The sequence below is a fragment of the Bradyrhizobium sp. B097 genome (assembly GCF_038957035.1).
Classification (GTDB): Bacteria; Pseudomonadota; Alphaproteobacteria; order Rhizobiales; family Xanthobacteraceae; genus Bradyrhizobium.
Map to the genome: position 1 here is coordinate 1,147,938 of NZ_CP152412.1, position 16,240 is coordinate 1,164,177.

Below are 16,240 nucleotides of genomic sequence, written 5' to 3' on the forward strand. Positions count from 1 at the left end.
ATGGGCGAAACGGAGCCGAAATTTGAATCTCCTCCTTATCGCGGATGGTTACGCATGCTGCTGGTGGCGCCGACGAGGCTAGACGAAGGACATCTCTTCGGCCGACTCCAGGATTCTTCGGAGCTCGAACAGCGCTTTCTTCAAATCGTCGATCGTCGGATGGCCGAGGCAGATGCGCACACCCAGCGTGCCGCGATCGATCTGTTGCAGGGCGCCGGGCGGGGCGATTGTGATGCCGGCCCGGGCGGCTTGTGCAACCAGCGCAATCAAGGTGCGGCCGGCGGGGATAGGCAGCCAACGGTGGAAGCCGGGCGTGTCGGACACCGTTGGAAGCCAGTCTCCGAGCACCTCGTCGGCGGTGGCGTTGCGGCGCGCGGCCTCGGCGCGCTTGAGGTGGACCTGATGCAGCAGGTCGCCGCTATGGATCAGACGCGCAACGGTTTCGGCCATGATCGGGGACGCCATCCATCCTGTCGCGCGAACTGCGTTGATGCATCTGTCGCGGAACTGGTCGGGCACCATCATCGCCCCGATGCGCAGACCGGGCGCCAGGCACTTCGCAAAGCTCGTGACATAGAAGGTCCGCTCGGGCAGCAGCTGCGCGATCGGCTTTGGAGGCGTGGAGAACAGGAAGGCATAGACATCGTCTTCCAGAAGAAATCCGTCGTGCTTGCGGATGACTTCCGCAATGTCCCGCCGCCGCTCCTCGGGCATCACCGTCCCCGTTGGTGTCTGCAGCGTCGGTGTCGCAAACAGGGCCCGTGCGTTCGTCTCGGCAAACGCGCGGTCGAGGGCCTCCGGCAGAAGGCCGTGTCTGTCGCCGTCCACGCCGTGCAGCTGGTAGCCGTTCTGGGCGGAGAGCGCGATCATGCCCGAGTAGGAGAAGCGCTCCGTCAAGACCACGGCGTCCGGCGTCGCGACCATTCCCAGCGCGATCGACAGGGCGTGCTGTCCGCCGTGCGTGATGAAGAGACGGTCGACGTCCGCGGGGATGCCGAGCTTCGCGAGCCAGGCCACCATGGTCTGGCGATGATGCAACAGCCCCTGATGCGGCAAATAGCCGAGCATCGGCTTGAGCGCTCCATCGGCGACGATCTCCTGCAGGATCGACCCGATCAATTCGTCCTCGCCGGTGGAGGGAGGCACGTTAAGCGCAAGATTGATCGTCGCCGGCTGGCTTTCCGCATTGGTCGACGGTCGTCGACGCTGGACGAACGTTCCCCGGCCCACCTCGCCGGAGATGAGGCCGCGGGATTCCGCTTCGGCATAGGCTTTGGAAATTGTTCCGACGCTCAAGCCGAGTTGCGCGGCCATATCACGCTGGGGAAGCAGGCGCGCGCCAGGCTTCAGCGCTCCGGACTCGATGTCGTTCTCCAGCGACTGGACGAACGCCAGATAACGCGGGCCTGGAGCCTCTGCGATAACCGGAATCCATTCGGCAGAAATGTCTTGAGACAAGAGCGCTAATCCTCAACGGGAGAAAGTTGAATAGTTCAATTTCATGATTGTTTCAATATCGGTCTCAAAAAGTTGTGTTTCCCGCAGTCTCGACGGATATTTCGGCTAACAATCACTATTGTTGCGGTGCAATACGATGAAATCTTGAATATTGAACTATAATAAGTTTGACATTGCTCACGCCTTTGCTTTTATCGGCCGCGCCTGCAAGCAGGATAGGAGCGTGTGGTGATCTATGAAATTCGCGTCTACGAGGCGGTGGAAGGTAAGGCCCCGGCGATGAGGGCCCGGTTCAAGGAGCACGTCGCGCCGCGCTTGCCGCGCTTCGGCATCGAATTGCTCGGAGTGTTCGAGGGGCCGGTCGAGGATGGCCGCCTCACCTATCTCACACGCTTCAACTCCGAGGATGACCGCACTAGGGCCTGGGCGGCGTTTGGGGCCGACCCCGAGTGGCGCGAGATCAAGACGGCCTCCGAGAAGAATGGCCCGCTGTTGAATCGCCAGACCGTATCGGTGTTGTCGCCGGCCGTGGCCGGTCTGCTGCTGGCGTAGCCGCTCTCGCATGACGCTGTTCGAAGGCATCAAGCTCGGAAGAAGCAGATGAAGCCAGCTCCGTTTGAATATGTCAGGCCGGGTTCGGTTGCCGAGGCATGCGCACTGCTCGCATCCGATGAGGACGCGCGGCTGATATCCGGCGGCCAGACGCTGATTCCAATGCTGGCGATGCGGCTCGCGCGCCCGACGAGGCTTGTCGACATCTATCGACTACCGGAGCTGAACGGCATTCGTGTCGAGGGCGATGTCCTGGCGATCGGTGCTACGACGCGTCAGGTGCAGGTGGAGCGCAGCGCGCTTGCGCGGCAATCGCTGCCGTTGCTCGCCAAGGCCTTGCCGTGGGTCGGCCATCCCCCGACGCGCAATCGCGGCACGGTCGGCGGATCAGTCGCTCACGCCGATCCATCCGCCGAGATTCCCCTCGTTGCCGTCACACTTGGCGCAGACATCGAGATCACCAATCCGGAGGGCGTGACGGCGCTGGCCGCCGATGACTTCTTCATCGGACCGATGGTGACGTCAGTCATGCCGGGGGATTGCGTGACGGCGGTTCGCTTTCCGATCTGGTCGCATGCACGGATCGGCACCGGCTTTCACGAGGTCAGCGCTCGCAAATCCGACTTCGCGTTCGTCGCGGCGGCCGCGCAGGTGGCCCTCGACGAGAGCGGCAGCTGCATCGATGCCGCGCTCGGTATTGGAGGCGTCGGCGACCGTCCGGTGCGTCTGGACGTGTCAAGCCTGATTGGCACCGGCCTCGACAAGCAATCGATCACCGAATCAGTTCGTCAGGCCGCAGAGGTGCTCGAGCCGGCGAGCGACCTCCACGCGTCAGCTGCATATCGGCTACGGGTCGCGGTAGCTCTGGGCACGCGCGCCCTTGAAGATGCGATCAACGATGCGCGGGCCGGCGACGGCCAAACTGCGAAACGAGGCGCATAATGAAGATCATCCTCAAGGTCAACGACCGCGCCCGTGACGTCAACGTCGAGCCGCGCAAGACGCTGCTTGATACGCTCCGGGAGGATCTGGCGCTGGTCGGCAGTCACGCGGGATGCGAGCATGGTGTCTGCGGAGCTTGCACCGTCCTGCTGGATGGCGAGCCGGCGCGCGCCTGTCTGATGTTTGCGGTGCAAGCGGACGGCTACGAGATCACGACGATCGAGGGGCTTGCGCCGGCTCCAGGCGAGCTGAGCATTGTCCAGGATGCGTTCTGCGAGACGCACGGACTGCAATGCGGCTATTGCACTCCCGGCATGATCCTGACCGCGCATTCGCTGCTCCGACGCGAGGCGAATCCGACGCGCGAGGAGATCGTCGATGCTATCTCCGCCAACATCTGCCGCTGCACCGGCTATGGACAGATCATCGAGGCGGTTCAATTCGCCGCCGAGCGTTTGCGCAAGGCCAACTCGCAGCGTTCGCCGACGGGTGCGGACGCTGACCTGCAGGATGTCGAGGCAGTCGGGGCCAATGCTCTGCACGGAGGCGGGCGATGAGTGGGGAAGCCTCTGCTTTGAAGTTTGTGTCGTCAAACCGGCGTGTTCGCGAAGACCGGCGCTTCGTGGTTGGCCGTGGGCGCTATGTCGCCGACATCGTGCTCGATCGAATGCTGCACGTCGCGATCGTTCCGTCGCAGCATCCGGCCGCGCGAATCGTGTCGATCGATACGAGCGGCGCCGTGGGAATGCCGGGCGTTGTCCATGCGCTGACCGGCGAGGACCTCGTCAAGGCAGTCGATCCGTTGATGAACGGCCTCGATACGCCAAAGGTTCGGCGTTATCCGCTCGCGGTGGGGCAGGTGCGCTATGCGGGTGAATGGGTTGTGGCTGTCGTCGCGGAAACCCGGGCCCAGGCAGAGGACGCGCTCGAGAAGGTCCGTATCGAATACGAGCCGCTGCCGTTCGTCATCGACGCTGAAGAGGCCATCACCGAAGGTAGCGCCAAGGTACACCGGGAGCACGGCACCAACGTGCTCCTCGACAAGACCTTTGTCTGGGGCGACGTCGACAGGCATTTCGCGGAGAGCCCCCGGCGTCTGAAGTTTCGGGTGACCTGGGGACGCAACTCGACCGTGCCGATCGAGACCTTCGGCGTGGTTGCCCAGTGGGATCCATGGTGCGAGATGCTCGATGTCTGGGCATCGATCCAGATGCCGAAGTACCCCGACCAGATCGCGCGTGCGCTCCGCATTCCCGCCAACAACGTGCGTGTGCATCATGACGTCGATGTCGGAGGGAGCTACGGGGTCAAGCGCGGGATCAAGCACACGGTCCTGGTCTCGCATCTCACGCGTGTTCTCGGTCGGCCGGTTCGGCTCATCGAGGATCGGCTCGAGAATATGCGTGCCGGCGATGCTCACGGTCCGGAACGCATCTTCGACGTCGAGGTCGCCTTCAGTGACGACGGTCTCGTCAAGTCGATGAAGATGCATGCGCTCGACAATGTGGGCGCATACGCAGGGCGCTCGCCGTTCCAGCTTGGCAAGCCGATCGGTGCGATCGTCGGCCCGTACAAGATCGCGAGCGTGCAGTATCGGGCCACGGCGACACTGTCGAACAAAGCTGCGCAAGAGGCGGTGCGGGGCTTCGGTCAATCGCCGACGAACTATGCGATCGAGACGGCCATCGACAAGGTCGCGGCCGCGGTGGGGCTCGACCGCATCGAGATTCGCCGCCGCAACTTCATTCGCAGCGACGAGTTTCCGTATCTTATTCCAAGCGGAAGCCACTACGACAGCGGCGACTACCACGCCGTGGTCGGTAAGGTTGTTGCCAGCGCCGGCTATGAAGCGCTGGTTAGGGAACGCGACGAACTGCGCGCCTCCGGCATGATGGCAGGGATCGGCGTCGCCGCCTGCCTCGAGCCCAGCGGGGGAAATTCGTCTTTCGAGCCGCTGCTCAATGAAAAGAACACCACCACGACCTGGATGGACTCGTGCCGGATCAACGTCGACGGCGCCGGATCCGTCACCGTCACGATCCACAACACTTCGGCAGGGCAGGGGCATGAGACGCTGGCCGCCACCGTTGTGGGTGAGGTATTGGAGATCGATCCGGATCTGATCCGCATCGTGCGGCCGGACTCCCTGGCCAGCCTTCCGTCCAACTCCCCTGTCGGCAGCCGCATGGCGATTATGTTGGGTGGTGCCTGCTATCACGCCGCTCAGAAGCTCAGGCACAAGCTGACGAGGATCGGTGCGCATCGGCTCGGTATCCCGGAAGGCGATGCGACCTACGCCCAGGGCAGCGTGTCCGATCCGAAATCGAGCGCGCGCTTGTCGTGGATTGATCTGGTGAACCTCGGGCATCGGCATTTCCACGCGTTGCCCGAAGGCACCGAACCGGGACTGGAGGCCACGCATGTGATGCAGGTGCCGACCGGCACCAAGCTGCCGGAAAACGGCCGCGTGCAAATGTACCCCTGTCATTCCTTCGAGTTTCACCTAATCCTGCTCGCGTTTGATCCGGAGATCGCAAAGCCGGAGATCCGGCGTTACGTCATCGGGCATGACTGCGGCACCGTGATCAATCCGCACATCGTGAAGGGCATGACGCTCGGCGGAATCGCGCATGGCATCGGGGCAGCCCTGCTCGAGGAGTTTGTCTATGACGAGGAAGGGCAGATTTTGACCCAGAGCTTCATGGACTATCTGCTGCCATCGTCGCACGAGATGCCGAATGTCGAAATCGTGCATCACTGCACGCCATCGCCGTTCACGGTGTTCGGCCAGAAGGGATCCGGCGAGAGCGGCTACCTCGGTGCGCCTGCGGTGATCTCGGGCGCGATCAATGACGCGGTCTCCCCGCTCGGCATCTCGTTCTCGAAACTTCCCATTCGCATCGCGGCAATCAGTGATGCCATCGCCGCGGCGGAAGACGCAAAGAAGAAGGGTACACAATGATCATCGACTGTCACGCTCATTTGGTGCCTCCGGGCCTGCTCGACGCGATCCGCGCGAACGCGGCGAAGTTTCCGTCGATCAAGGTGATCGAGGACGGCGGGAGCCTCGGATTTTCGTTCGCCGGTGCCAAGCCGACGCGTCCCGTCTCCAAGCCGTTGAGCGATATCGCGGCGCGCCTGAAGTGGATGGACACGCAGAAGGTGGAACGCCAGGTGGTCGGTGGCTGGCTCGACATGTTCGGCTATGAAATTCCGGCAGAGGAGGGAGCCGGGTGGTCGCGTCTGATCAATGCGCATCTCGCGCAGACGGCCAGGGAGGAGCCCCGCTTCGTCCCGCTGGCCACGGTTCCGCTGCAGGACGGCGCGCTTGCCGCCGAAGTGCTGCGCGAGGCGCACCAGTCCGGCTTCAAGGGGGCGATGATCGGAACGCAGCCGAAGGGAAAGGGTGGCGTTCTCGACGACCCCGCGCTCAAGCCGTTCTGGGAAGCCACGAACGACCTCGGTTCGGTGATCTTCATCCATCCCGTGTTCGAAAGCGGCGACGATCGCGTTCACGACTACGGAATGGCCAATGCGGTCGGCCGGATCACCGACACCCTGATCGCGATGTCTCGTCTGATCTATGCGGGCCACGTCGGGCGCTACGCGAATGCCAGGATCGTTGCCGGGATCGGCGGCGCGGCGCTGCCTTACGTCATTGGCCGGTTGCGCCGGAACTATCAACTCGACAAGGACAAGCTGGGCGATCCCGATGCCGCGCTTGCCGCAATGTATTACGACACCATCGTGCAGGACCCCCGTGCCCTGCGCTTTCTCGCGGACGTGGTGGGTGCCGACCGTATCATGATGGGATCGGACATGCCGTTCCCGATTGGCGATCTCGCGCCGCTGAACATTGTTGAGGACACGCCGCTCACGCCGAGCGAGCGGATCTCGATCAATGGCGGCCTCGCTCAGCGCTTGTTCGGTCTCTGAGGGGATGACATGAAGCTTGATATCGGTGGCAGTGAAACCGTGCCCGCTTCCGTGGAGGCGCTTTGGGTTGCCCTTAACGATCCCGTTGTCCTGACCCGCTGTATCCCGGGTTGCAAGAATATGACGGAGACTGCGCCGGATACCTACACGGTGGAGATGCAGCTTCGCGTGGCCGCGGTTGGCGGGTCGTTCGAAGGCGCGATCAGCCTCTCGGACAAGGCGGCCCCGAGATCCTGCAACATCAAGGTATCCGGGAGCGGATCGCTGGGGCACGGCACGGGCATCGCGCGCTTCGACATTGAACCAGATGGCGAGCGCGCCTCCAGGCTCATCTACAAGGGCAACGGCGAAGTCGGCGGACTCGTCGCTGGCGTGGGGCAGCGGATCCTCGCAGGAGTGTCAAAGCACTTGATTGGCCGCTTTTTTGTCGCGCTACGCAAGGAGTTTTCCGCAACTCAGAGTGCGGCGGAATGACGTGGTGAAGAGCCCAGCCAATCACATCGAGCGAATAGCCGTCGAGCCGGGCGTGAAGCTGGCCGTCGAGGTGCCGCCGCCGTCCAACAAGCCGGTTATGGTGTTGAGCAACTCGATCGGAGCGACGATGTCGATGTGGGACGACATCGTCGCACGCCTTACAGAGCGGTGGCGGCTGGTTCGCTACGATACGCGCGGCCACGGGCAATCGGATGTGCCCGCTGGTCCCTACACCATCGATCGGCTGGGGCTCGACGCCGTCGCCATTCTTGACGTATTGGAGATTCCGCGCGCGACCTTTTGCGGGTTGTCGCTCGGCGGACTAATGGGGCAATGGCTCGGCGCCATCAGGGGCGAGCGGCTGACTGGCCTTGTCCTTGCAAACACGGCGCCAAACTTCCCGCCGCCCTCGCTGTGGCTGGAGCGTGCTGCGGCAGTGCGCGCCCACGGTATGGCCCCGATGATTGTGCCGACGCTCGATCGCTGGCTCACCAGATCGTTTCGGGAGCTGCATCCGGAGCGGACCGAACAGCTCGGCAAGATGATTGCCGCCATTTCGCCCGAAGGATACGCGGCCTGCTGTGAGGTGCTGGCGGTTGCCGATCTGAAGCCGCGTCTGCCCGACATCGGTTGCCCAGTCCTGGTGATTTGCGGCGCAAACGATCCCTCGACGCCACCTTCGCGTGGAGAGGAGATCGCGGCCGGCGTCCCGGGCGCGCGCATGGTGACCCTCGATGCGGCGCATATCTCGGCGATCGAAGCATCCGGCGCATTTGCAGAAGAGCTCTTGCAATTCGCGGTCCGCACAGTCGGCCCAGCATAGGTTTACCGGGAGGAGGAAGTGTCGTGAAGAAGGTAGCATTTGCGCTGGGTCTTCTTTCCGCGATCGCCTCGACTTCAACGCCGTCGGCCCAGGATCTTCCCAAAGTATCGATCGTCGTGTTCGGCGCGCCGTCGCTCGGCGCATTCCTGCCGCCCGTAATCAAGGCGCAGAAGCTGGACGAGAAGAACGGAATCTCGATCAAGTTCGAGGAGCGTACGCCCGACGCCTACACGGCGCAGTTCAATTCGGGCGAGTTCCAGGTCGGGGGAAGTGCGGCGCTGCTGACGGTCGGCCTTGCCGATGTCCGCGGGGTGAAGGTCACTTACCTCTTCAACCTGTTCGATTTCTGGGGTGCAGTGGTGACCTCACGGCCGGACATCAAGTCGCTCAAGGACGTGGAAGGCAAGGACCTCGCCGCTGCAAAGGGCACCACTAACTATGTGATGTTCGACTGGTTTGCGCGGCAGCTCGGGGTCGATACCGCGAAGCTGTCCGTCGTCAACACGGCTACGCCCGGTCTGGTGGGCTATGCGCTTGCTGACCGGGCGACCGCCGTTCAGCTCTGGGAGCCGGCCTATACCACGCTGCACGCTAAGAAGCCGGGCATCAGGACGCTCGACCTCAATATCCCGGAAAGCTGGAAGAAAGTGTCCGGCAGCACGAGCATCCCCTATCTCGGCGTTGCCGCGCATGTGTCGTGGGCGGAGAAGAACAAGGAACTCATCCCGAAACTCTATGCAGCCTACAGGCAAGCCGCGGAATGGGTTGCTGCAAATCCCGACGAAGCGGCAAAGCTAATCGCCGGCAAGGGGACCGACGACGACCGGAAGGCCATTTCGGAGCTCATTCGCGCGAACGATCGTTTGGGTATGAATGTCCGGACGGCGGCCGAGGTCAGTAAGGAGATCAATGCGGTCTACGCCGCAGGCAAGTCCATCGCGTTCCTTCCCTCCGATCCCGCCGCCTCCACCATCTATCAAGGGGCGATGAAATGACGGCCACGCGATACGAGAATTCTGCGGCGGCGCGATTCGGCTTGTCGGTCATCCGTGGTGCGGCGTCGTACATTGTACCGTTCGTGGTCGTTGCCGGCGTCTGGCAGTTCGCCGCGCTGTTCTTTCCGCCATTCCTGTTCCCCTCGCTCGTCGACGTGTTCTGGCGCTTCGTCGGCATCGTCACCGATTGGGCTCAGTTCGCGGACGTTCTCGCCACCGTGCTCCGCATCCTCGCTGGGCTCGCCGGCGCCTTTCTGGTTGGCGCGTTGCTTGCCGTGATGATGGCCCGCTCGCGCATGGCCCACGATTTCCTCTCGCCGATCCTCACGCTGTTCCAGGGAATTCCGGCACTGTCGTGGGTCGTGTTCGCGATCATCTGGTTTCACGGCATTGAGCCGCGCATATTCTTCATCATGGCGATGACGACGCTGCCGGCATTCTCGTTCCAGGTGCTGAGCGCGTTGCAGGCGATGTCCCGCGATCTCACCGAAATGGTCATGAGCTTTCGCCCGTCGCGCACGAAGCTGTTCACGGCGATGATCATCCCCGCCATCCTCCCCGATGTTCTAACCGCCTGGAAGGTCAATCTCGGCAACGCCTCACGCGTGGTCGTCGTGGCCGAGTTGGTCGGCGCCACCGGCGGCGTCGGATACCAGCTCCTTCAGCAACAGCAAGTGTTTGACATGGCCGGCGCGTTAGCCTGGACGCTGCAACTCGTGTTCTTCGTGCTGATCGTTCAAGCCATCCTAACACTGATCGAGAGCTCCGTGTTCCGCTATCGGGCAGTCTCGGAGCGCACGCTATGACGAACAGCAACTCCGCACAGATTGCCATCTCTCTCGAGAAGGTCTCGAAGGTATTCGGCAAGAGCAATGCTGCGTCGTCGTACACGGCCGTCGACAATCTGGACCTCCAAATCGGTGAGGGGCAGATGCTGGCCTTGCTCGGCAAGACCGGGTGCGGCAAGTCTACCATCTTCAACATGATTGCCGGATTGACCGCGCCGTCCAAGGGGCGCGTGACCGTCGATGGCCACGATCCCTTCAGAGAGTTCGAAGCATTCCGCGGTAAGATGGCGATCGTGTTCCAGGGCGATCGTTTGCTCCCGTGGCGAACGGCGATCCAGAACGTCGAGCTTGGGCTCGAAATACTCGGGAAGACCGTCGATGAGCGCAGGGCGATCGCGCAGCGCTGGCTGGAGACGCTTGGGCTTCGCGGCCACGAGCACGATTATCCGCACGCCTTGTCGGGAGGAATGCGGCAGCGCGTCGCGATCGCGCGCGCATTCGCCACCAATGCGAACATCCTGCTGTGCGACGAGCCGTTTTCCGCGCTCGATGAAATGACGGGCCGCAAGCTGCGCGCCGAGTTTGTCAGGTTGGTCAAGGACAACGGAAAGACCGCGGTGTTCATCACGCATTCGATCAGCGAAGCACTCGCGATCGGCGATCGGATCGTGGTTCTGAAGCGCCCGGCCAATATCGCAATCGATATCCCTCTGGCAGATCCGGTCGACGCGGACAGCGAAGAGAGTATTCGCGATCAAATTCAACGTGCGCTAGCGGCCTGACTCACGCCGGCGGGCAAGATCGCCGTAGCATATGGAAGGCGCAGGTGTGCCTGGGCGAATGCTCTGGGCGGATCGTTGATGCATTGAGGTTCGAAACGAGGAGTTACTGCGTGTATCCGCAAGTTGAATTGTTCATTGACGGGCGGTGGCGTCCGAGCCTGTCCGGCGAGACGATCGCGGTCCTCAACCCCGCCACCGAAGAACGGATCGGGTCGGTGGCATGCGCTGGGCGGGAGGATCTCGCGTCGGCCGTAGAGGCCGCCGTACACGGGTTCGACGTGTGGCGCAAGACGTCGCCGATGGACCGCTCGCGAGTCATGCGCGGCGCGGCCGAGCTGTTGCGTCAGAGGATCGAGACGATCGCCCGGTTGATGACGCTGGAGCAGGGCAAGCCGTTGGAAGAGGCGAAAACTGAACTGCTCGCGTCCGCCGACATTCTCGACTGGTGCGCGGAGGAAACGCGCCGGACCTACGGCCGGATCATCCCAGCGCGCTCCGCGGGCGTGTACAATCTGGTCGTGAAGGAGCCGGTCGGTCCGGTCGCCGCGTTTACGCCCTGGAATTTTCCCGTGAGCCAGGCGGCTCGCAAGCTGGCCGCGGCGCTGGCCGCCGGCTGCTCCGTGGTGATCAAACCGCCCGAAGAAACCCCTGCCTCTCCCGCTGAGCTGATCCGCGCCTTTGCCGACGCGGGCCTCCCGGATGGTGTGATCAATCTGGTCTACGGCGTTCCATCCGGGATTTCGGAGTACCTGATTGCGCATCCGTCGATCCGGAAGGTCTCGTTTACCGGCTCGACATCGGTCGGGAAAACGCTCGCCGCCCTCGCTGGAGAACACATGAAGCGCATCACCATGGAGCTGGGCGGTCACGCTCCGGCGATCGTGTTCGCAGATGCGGACGTGAAGGCTGCGGCCGCAATTCTGGCTCAAGGCAAATATCGCAACGCCGGCCAGGTGTGCATCGCGCCGACACGGTTTCTGGTGCACGACGCAGTGTTCGACGAATTCGTCGGGGAGTTCATCGGGCGAACCCAGGCCCTGAAGCTGGGGGACGGGCTCGATGCCGGCGTGACCATCGGGCCGCTTGCGAACAGCCGTCGTCTCGCGGCGCTCAACGCGATGCTGGACGATGCGTTCGAATGTGGCGCTGAGATCGCGGTGGGCGGCAGGCGGGGCCGGAATAAGGGCCATTTCTTCGAGCCGACCGTCTTGATGAATGTCCCGAAGATCGCGCGTGTCATGAACGAGGAGCCGTTCGGTCCGATATCGACGATTTCGCGCTTTCGAGACTTTGCCGATGCAATGACTGAGGCCAATCGGTTGCCGTACGGTCTTGCCTCGTATGCGTATACGCGTTCGGTGCAGAATGCGACGGCAGTGGCCCAAGCCATCGAAAGTGGAATGGTCTCAATCAATCACTATGGCCTCGGATTGCCAGAGCTTCCATTCGGTGGCGTCAAGGACTCCGGCTATGGGTCCGAAGGCGGCCTCGAGGCCGTCGATGCTTACCTGGTGAGCAAGTTCGTTTCGCAAGGCCCCCTGTGAGACACCATAATCACGGGCCCCGCGACGAGGCGGAATTTGTGCCAAGCCTGCCATCTGCAAGCCTACGCTGGCGAATGCGGTTGGATCAGCGTGGGCTAACTTGCGACGTTGGAAAATGCGCGACAGCCCGAGACGTTTGAAGGCAGGACCTCCGACTACGAAAGCGGCCTGCAGTTCTGCCTGCGGGTTGCTAGATCCTCAATCGCACGATACCTAATTATCAGATCGCGTGCTTGGTCTGCGTGCAGCAGCTCAACCATTTTGCCATTCAGCTGAATGACCCCCCTGCCTGCGTTCTCCGGGCTGTCAAACGCAGCTACTATCGCTTCGGCCCACTCAATCTCAGCAGCAGTAGGGGAATAGACTTCATTGCACGAGCCGATCTGCCGTGGGTGGATAAGGGTCTTACCATCAAAACCCAACACGAGACCTTGAATACATTCAGTTTCAAATCTCGCGAGCTCAGTAAACTCGTTACAGACGCCGTCCAAAACCGCAAGCCCATATTGCCTCGCAGCGAGAATGGTGGTCGTGAAGATCGGCAGAAATGCCGCACGTTCACGAGTTATTTGCGCTCTCATTTCCTTGGCAAGATCGTTGGTTCCAAGTACCAATCCGCTCAGACGGCTGTTGCTTTCCGTCATTGCGATCTCACGCACCGAATTCACCGCGGCGCAGGTCTCTATCATGATCCAAAGAGCAAGGTCGTCCTTCGCTCTTCGGAGGCCTTCCTCGGTGACTATGATATCCCTAGGGCTACAGACTTTCGGCACCAAGATCCCTGCCGCATCGGAAGACGCAATCGCTTCGAGGTCGGCCGGTCCCCAAGGGCTGTCCAGCGGATTGCAACGTATCAGGACCTCGCGTTTACCAAAGCCGCCTGCCTTGACCGCTTCAATGGCTGTAATGCGAGCAGAGTATTTTGCCTCCGGAGCAACCGCATCTTCAAGATCTAGAATGATGATGTCAGCTGGAAGAGCTTCGGCTTTCGCGATCGCTTTCGCGTTCGATGCGGGAACGTAGAGCGCACTGCGCCGCGGCCTTGACGGAAGTCGCATTACAAATCGTCCTGTTTCAACGGTCGTTCGCTCGGATCAGGTTCCAGTTGGGAAAGTTAGTGCCGAGAGGGTCGACCGAGAAGTTGATCCGAGATGATACGAAGCTGAATCTCGCTCGTTCCCTCGAAGATCTTGGTCAGGCGCGCGTCACGCCAGTATCGCTCGACGGCATAATGCGTCGTATATCCAGCTCCGCCAAGAATTTGCAGTGCATCGCTGGTGACCCTCTCGGACATCTCCGAGGCGAGGTATTTGACCATCGCAGCTTCAGTATCGCAGCGCTTACCAGTATCGATCTGATCGCAGACGTGGTACATTAGCTGTCGACAGGCTTCAATCTCAGTTGCCATTCTCGCGATCTTGAAGCGGATTGCTTGAAAGTCCGCGATAGGCTGTCCGAACTGGTTGCGCTCCTTGGCATAGGCGATTGCGTCCTCAAGTGCTCCTCTGGCAAGGCCAATTGAACGCGCAGCAGTATGTGCGCGCGCACGCTCTAAGCCACGGGCAATCATCTGGAAGGCAGCGCCTTCCTGGCCGAGTATCTTGCTTGCTGGCACCCGAATGCCGTCAAACGCGAGCTCCCAGGTTTTCCAACCGAAGTACCCGATCTTGGGAATCGGGCTTCCGTGAACACCGGAAGGTAACTGGCCCCGCGGTTTTTCCAGCATAAACGCCGTGAGTCCGTCGTGTCGACGCGTCGGATCCTCATTGACGCCTGTACGCGCAATGACTGTAATGAAATCCGCACCATCCGCGAAAGTGCACCAGTATTTGTTTCCCGTGATAATGAACTCGTTGCCGTCTCTAACAGCCCGCGTGCTGATATTGGCGACGTCAGAACCGGCATTTGGCTCCGACATCGCGAAGGCTCCGAGCAACTCTCCGCGTGCAACCCTTGGCATCACTTCGGCGCGCCATTCCTCGCTCATCGTCTCCATGCCAATCATGGAGTTGCCTCGGGCGATCAGGCTGCCGACACTCATCCACGCTCTAGATAGCTCTTCGGCAACGAGGCAGTATTCGAACGCGCCAAGTCCGAGACCCCCATATCTCTCATCGACCACAATGCCGAAATAGCCTAGGTCTGCCATCTTTCGTATGAGATCGTCGGGAATTTCTCCCTTGACCGGATCTAGCTTGTTGGCGACCGGAAGCACCTCGTTCATGGCGAACTCGCGGGCGCTCTGTTGAATCATCACCCGTTCTTCAGTCATCCATCCCATCGGTGCGTCCTCATGTGGTTTTTATTGAGCTCCAACGTTCTGGCTCGCGTTGGAGCATCCCGGGCGATTGTTATTTGATTGCACAAGGCCAGAACAGGTAGGACCCATTACATCTGTAATGGTGTTGGGATCCAACGCGAGGTTGGACGGCAGAACTGTCGCTCTGAGAATCTTGACCTGAAGAGAAGAACCAGGTGGCGCCGGTTTACGGGGCGGCCATCGACCGATTCTTGATGTATTGAATACCGACGCCTCAATCGCGCAACGTAGACTGACATCGTCTTGCTACACATCGATACGGGTGTATGCCAGTTATCTCCAAGCGGCGCCTCCAGAGGTTGCGGAGGGGGTGGCACAGCAGATTGAGGGTGCAGAGTTTCAATTCATTCGGGCGCTTCCCCAATGGCGGAGATCTCAATCGGTTCTGACTCGCCCCCGTCTAGTTTTTGACGAGATCAAACGGACCGGGTGAGTTTTGTAGAAGTTACTGGCTGCGCGCTAGCACTATCGTCCAGGGAGGGATTGAGCGTAGGGATCGATTCTAGCGACTTCTTGAAGTCTCGAAGAGCCTCAACGATATCGTCACGCTTTGCCTCAATTCGTTCCAGCGGAACGCCGGTCCCGACCGCCATTGGCATCAACTCCGATGGCGAGCGAACCGTGACTGCGATCGCACCGAACGTGGGTGTGATGTCTCCCTGAGTTTGCGCAAATCCACAGCCACGGATCTCGGAGATGATTGCCATGAATTCGCCGTTGGTGAATCGCAGTCGACGTTCGGGTGCCTCTGCATTGCAGCGATGCAACCAACTGCGGATTTCCTGGTCCGTCATCAACGACATCAACGCTCGCCCGACCGCCGAACCCGTTAGAAGCCTGTAGGTGCCGCTCTCGGCACGCAGGCTACGCGGCTTCTTCTTGTAGATTCCAAGCAAGTACTGGGCGTATGGTCCGTTCTGAATACCCAGAAACACAGTTTCGTCTACGCGACGCTGCAGCTCTGCGAGACGAGAGGAGAGTGAACCCGCAGCATCGAACTTACGACTAATCCAGATGCCGAGTAGAGCGACGCGAATCGTCGGCGTATATGTTCGACTTCGAACATCATAGCTCACATATCCGAGCTTGCGAAGATTGGCGAGCAACATACTCACGCTCGGTTGCGGAACATGCAACTCGTCCGCGATCCGCCCAACTGTTAGCGGATGCTGCCGTCGCGAGAACAATTCAAACAGCGCTAGCGTTCGTTCCGCGGATTTGATGGATCGTGTCATCCTATGTTCTCGATCTGCATCGCTCTTCGAAACCTGTTGGTCGTTGAGCGCAGGTTTGACTTGGGAAAGGATGGATAGTCCGCTTACAAACCATACCAATTGCCCCTCGGCAGCTGAGTTGCCGTGCGATTTGCATGTTTCATCTTTGAAGCTTGCAAATTTGCTGTCAATGGCATCGGTACCATTCGCTCGATCGGTTTGCGAAAGCGAGCATCGAGAAAAATGTCACCGGGATAGCTCGCTGTTGATCCGATTTCCGGCGTCGCGATACCTTGCATTCCCAATGGTCGACTATCCCGGAAATCCGCGGTTCAGTCCGGTTGCTGCAGCCCGCAATGGCCTTGGTATTCTGCGGCACCCGGCTGTCACCAATCAAGGCGCCAAGTCCGTG

At 60.9% G+C, this 16,240-nt stretch carries 15 protein-coding genes; 11 read left to right on the top strand and 4 right to left on the bottom strand.

The features are described 5' to 3' along the window. Positions 1-78: 78 nt before the first annotated feature. Positions 79-1,314, bottom strand: a complete 1,236-nt coding sequence (locus AAFG07_RS05235) for a PLP-dependent aminotransferase family protein (protein WP_342729056.1) — start codon at positions 1,312-1,314, stop codon at positions 79-81. Between the two features lie 372 nt (positions 1,315-1,686). Here AAFG07_RS05235 and AAFG07_RS05240 point away from each other — a divergent pair, with 372 nt between their 5' ends. The 11 genes from AAFG07_RS05240 to AAFG07_RS05290 all read left to right on the top strand — a co-directional run bounded on the left by AAFG07_RS05240 (position 1,687) and on the right by AAFG07_RS05290 (position 12,294). Next, a complete protein-coding gene (locus AAFG07_RS05240; protein WP_342726310.1) occupies positions 1,687-2,010 on the top strand; it encodes an NIPSNAP family protein in 324 nt (107 codons plus the stop codon). 48 nt (positions 2,011-2,058) lie between these two features. Further along, positions 2,059-2,952: an FAD binding domain-containing protein gene (locus tag AAFG07_RS05245; RefSeq protein ID WP_342726311.1), complete on the top strand. Its 894-nt coding sequence runs from the start codon at positions 2,059-2,061 to the stop codon at positions 2,950-2,952. Beyond that, on the top strand, positions 2,952-3,509 hold the full coding sequence (locus AAFG07_RS05250) for a (2Fe-2S)-binding protein (protein WP_342726312.1): 558 nt from the start codon (positions 2,952-2,954) through the stop codon (positions 3,507-3,509). The genes AAFG07_RS05245 and AAFG07_RS05250 overlap by 1 nt, the downstream gene beginning before the upstream one ends. A 65-nt stretch (positions 3,510-3,574) precedes the next feature. After that, positions 3,575-5,914 carry a xanthine dehydrogenase family protein molybdopterin-binding subunit gene (locus AAFG07_RS05255; protein ID WP_342726313.1) on the top strand — a complete coding sequence of 780 codons (2,340 nt, stop codon included), beginning with the start codon at positions 3,575-3,577 and terminating at the stop codon, positions 5,912-5,914. Next, positions 5,911-6,888, top strand: a complete 978-nt coding sequence (locus AAFG07_RS05260) for an amidohydrolase family protein (protein ID WP_342726314.1) — start codon at positions 5,911-5,913, stop codon at positions 6,886-6,888. Before AAFG07_RS05255 ends, AAFG07_RS05260 begins: the two co-directional genes overlap by 4 nt. Positions 6,889-6,897: 9 nt before the next feature. Then, on the top strand, positions 6,898-7,362 hold the full coding sequence (locus AAFG07_RS05265; RefSeq protein ID WP_342726315.1) for a carbon monoxide dehydrogenase subunit G: 465 nt from the start codon (positions 6,898-6,900) through the stop codon (positions 7,360-7,362). Between the two features lie 4 nt (positions 7,363-7,366). Further along, positions 7,367-8,185, top strand: coding sequence for a 3-oxoadipate enol-lactonase (pcaD, locus tag AAFG07_RS05270; RefSeq protein WP_342726316.1), 819 nt, complete (start codon positions 7,367-7,369; stop codon positions 8,183-8,185). Between the two features lie 23 nt (positions 8,186-8,208). After that, positions 8,209-9,180, top strand: a complete 972-nt coding sequence (locus tag AAFG07_RS05275; RefSeq protein WP_342726317.1) for an ABC transporter substrate-binding protein — start codon at positions 8,209-8,211, stop codon at positions 9,178-9,180. Beyond that, on the top strand, positions 9,177-9,986 hold the full coding sequence (locus AAFG07_RS05280; protein ID WP_342726318.1) for an ABC transporter permease subunit: 810 nt from the start codon (positions 9,177-9,179) through the stop codon (positions 9,984-9,986). Before AAFG07_RS05275 ends, AAFG07_RS05280 begins: the two co-directional genes overlap by 4 nt. Then, positions 9,983-10,750 (top strand): ABC transporter ATP-binding protein, encoded by a 768-nt coding sequence (locus tag AAFG07_RS05285; RefSeq protein WP_342726319.1) that lies wholly within the window; start codon positions 9,983-9,985, stop codon positions 10,748-10,750. Before AAFG07_RS05280 ends, AAFG07_RS05285 begins: the two co-directional genes overlap by 4 nt. Positions 10,751-10,860: 110 nt before the next feature. Beyond that, positions 10,861-12,294 carry an NAD-dependent succinate-semialdehyde dehydrogenase gene (locus AAFG07_RS05290; RefSeq protein WP_342726320.1) on the top strand — a complete coding sequence of 478 codons (1,434 nt, stop codon included), beginning with the start codon at positions 10,861-10,863 and terminating at the stop codon, positions 12,292-12,294. A gap of 155 nt (positions 12,295-12,449) precedes the next feature. Here AAFG07_RS05290 and AAFG07_RS05295 read toward each other — a convergent pair whose 3' ends face one another. The 3 genes from AAFG07_RS05295 to AAFG07_RS05305 all read right to left on the bottom strand — a co-directional run bounded on the left by AAFG07_RS05295 (position 12,450) and on the right by AAFG07_RS05305 (position 15,849). Continuing rightward, positions 12,450-13,352 carry a CoA ester lyase gene (locus AAFG07_RS05295; RefSeq protein ID WP_342726321.1) on the bottom strand — a complete coding sequence of 301 codons (903 nt, stop codon included), beginning with the start codon at positions 13,350-13,352 and terminating at the stop codon, positions 12,450-12,452. A gap of 56 nt (positions 13,353-13,408) precedes the next feature. After that, on the bottom strand, positions 13,409-14,575 hold the full coding sequence (locus AAFG07_RS05300) for an acyl-CoA dehydrogenase family protein (protein ID WP_342726322.1): 1,167 nt from the start codon (positions 14,573-14,575) through the stop codon (positions 13,409-13,411). 455 nt (positions 14,576-15,030) lie between these two features. Beyond that, positions 15,031-15,849 carry a helix-turn-helix domain-containing protein gene (locus tag AAFG07_RS05305; RefSeq protein WP_342726323.1) on the bottom strand — a complete coding sequence of 273 codons (819 nt, stop codon included), beginning with the start codon at positions 15,847-15,849 and terminating at the stop codon, positions 15,031-15,033. Between the last annotated feature and the right edge of the window lie 391 nt (positions 15,850-16,240).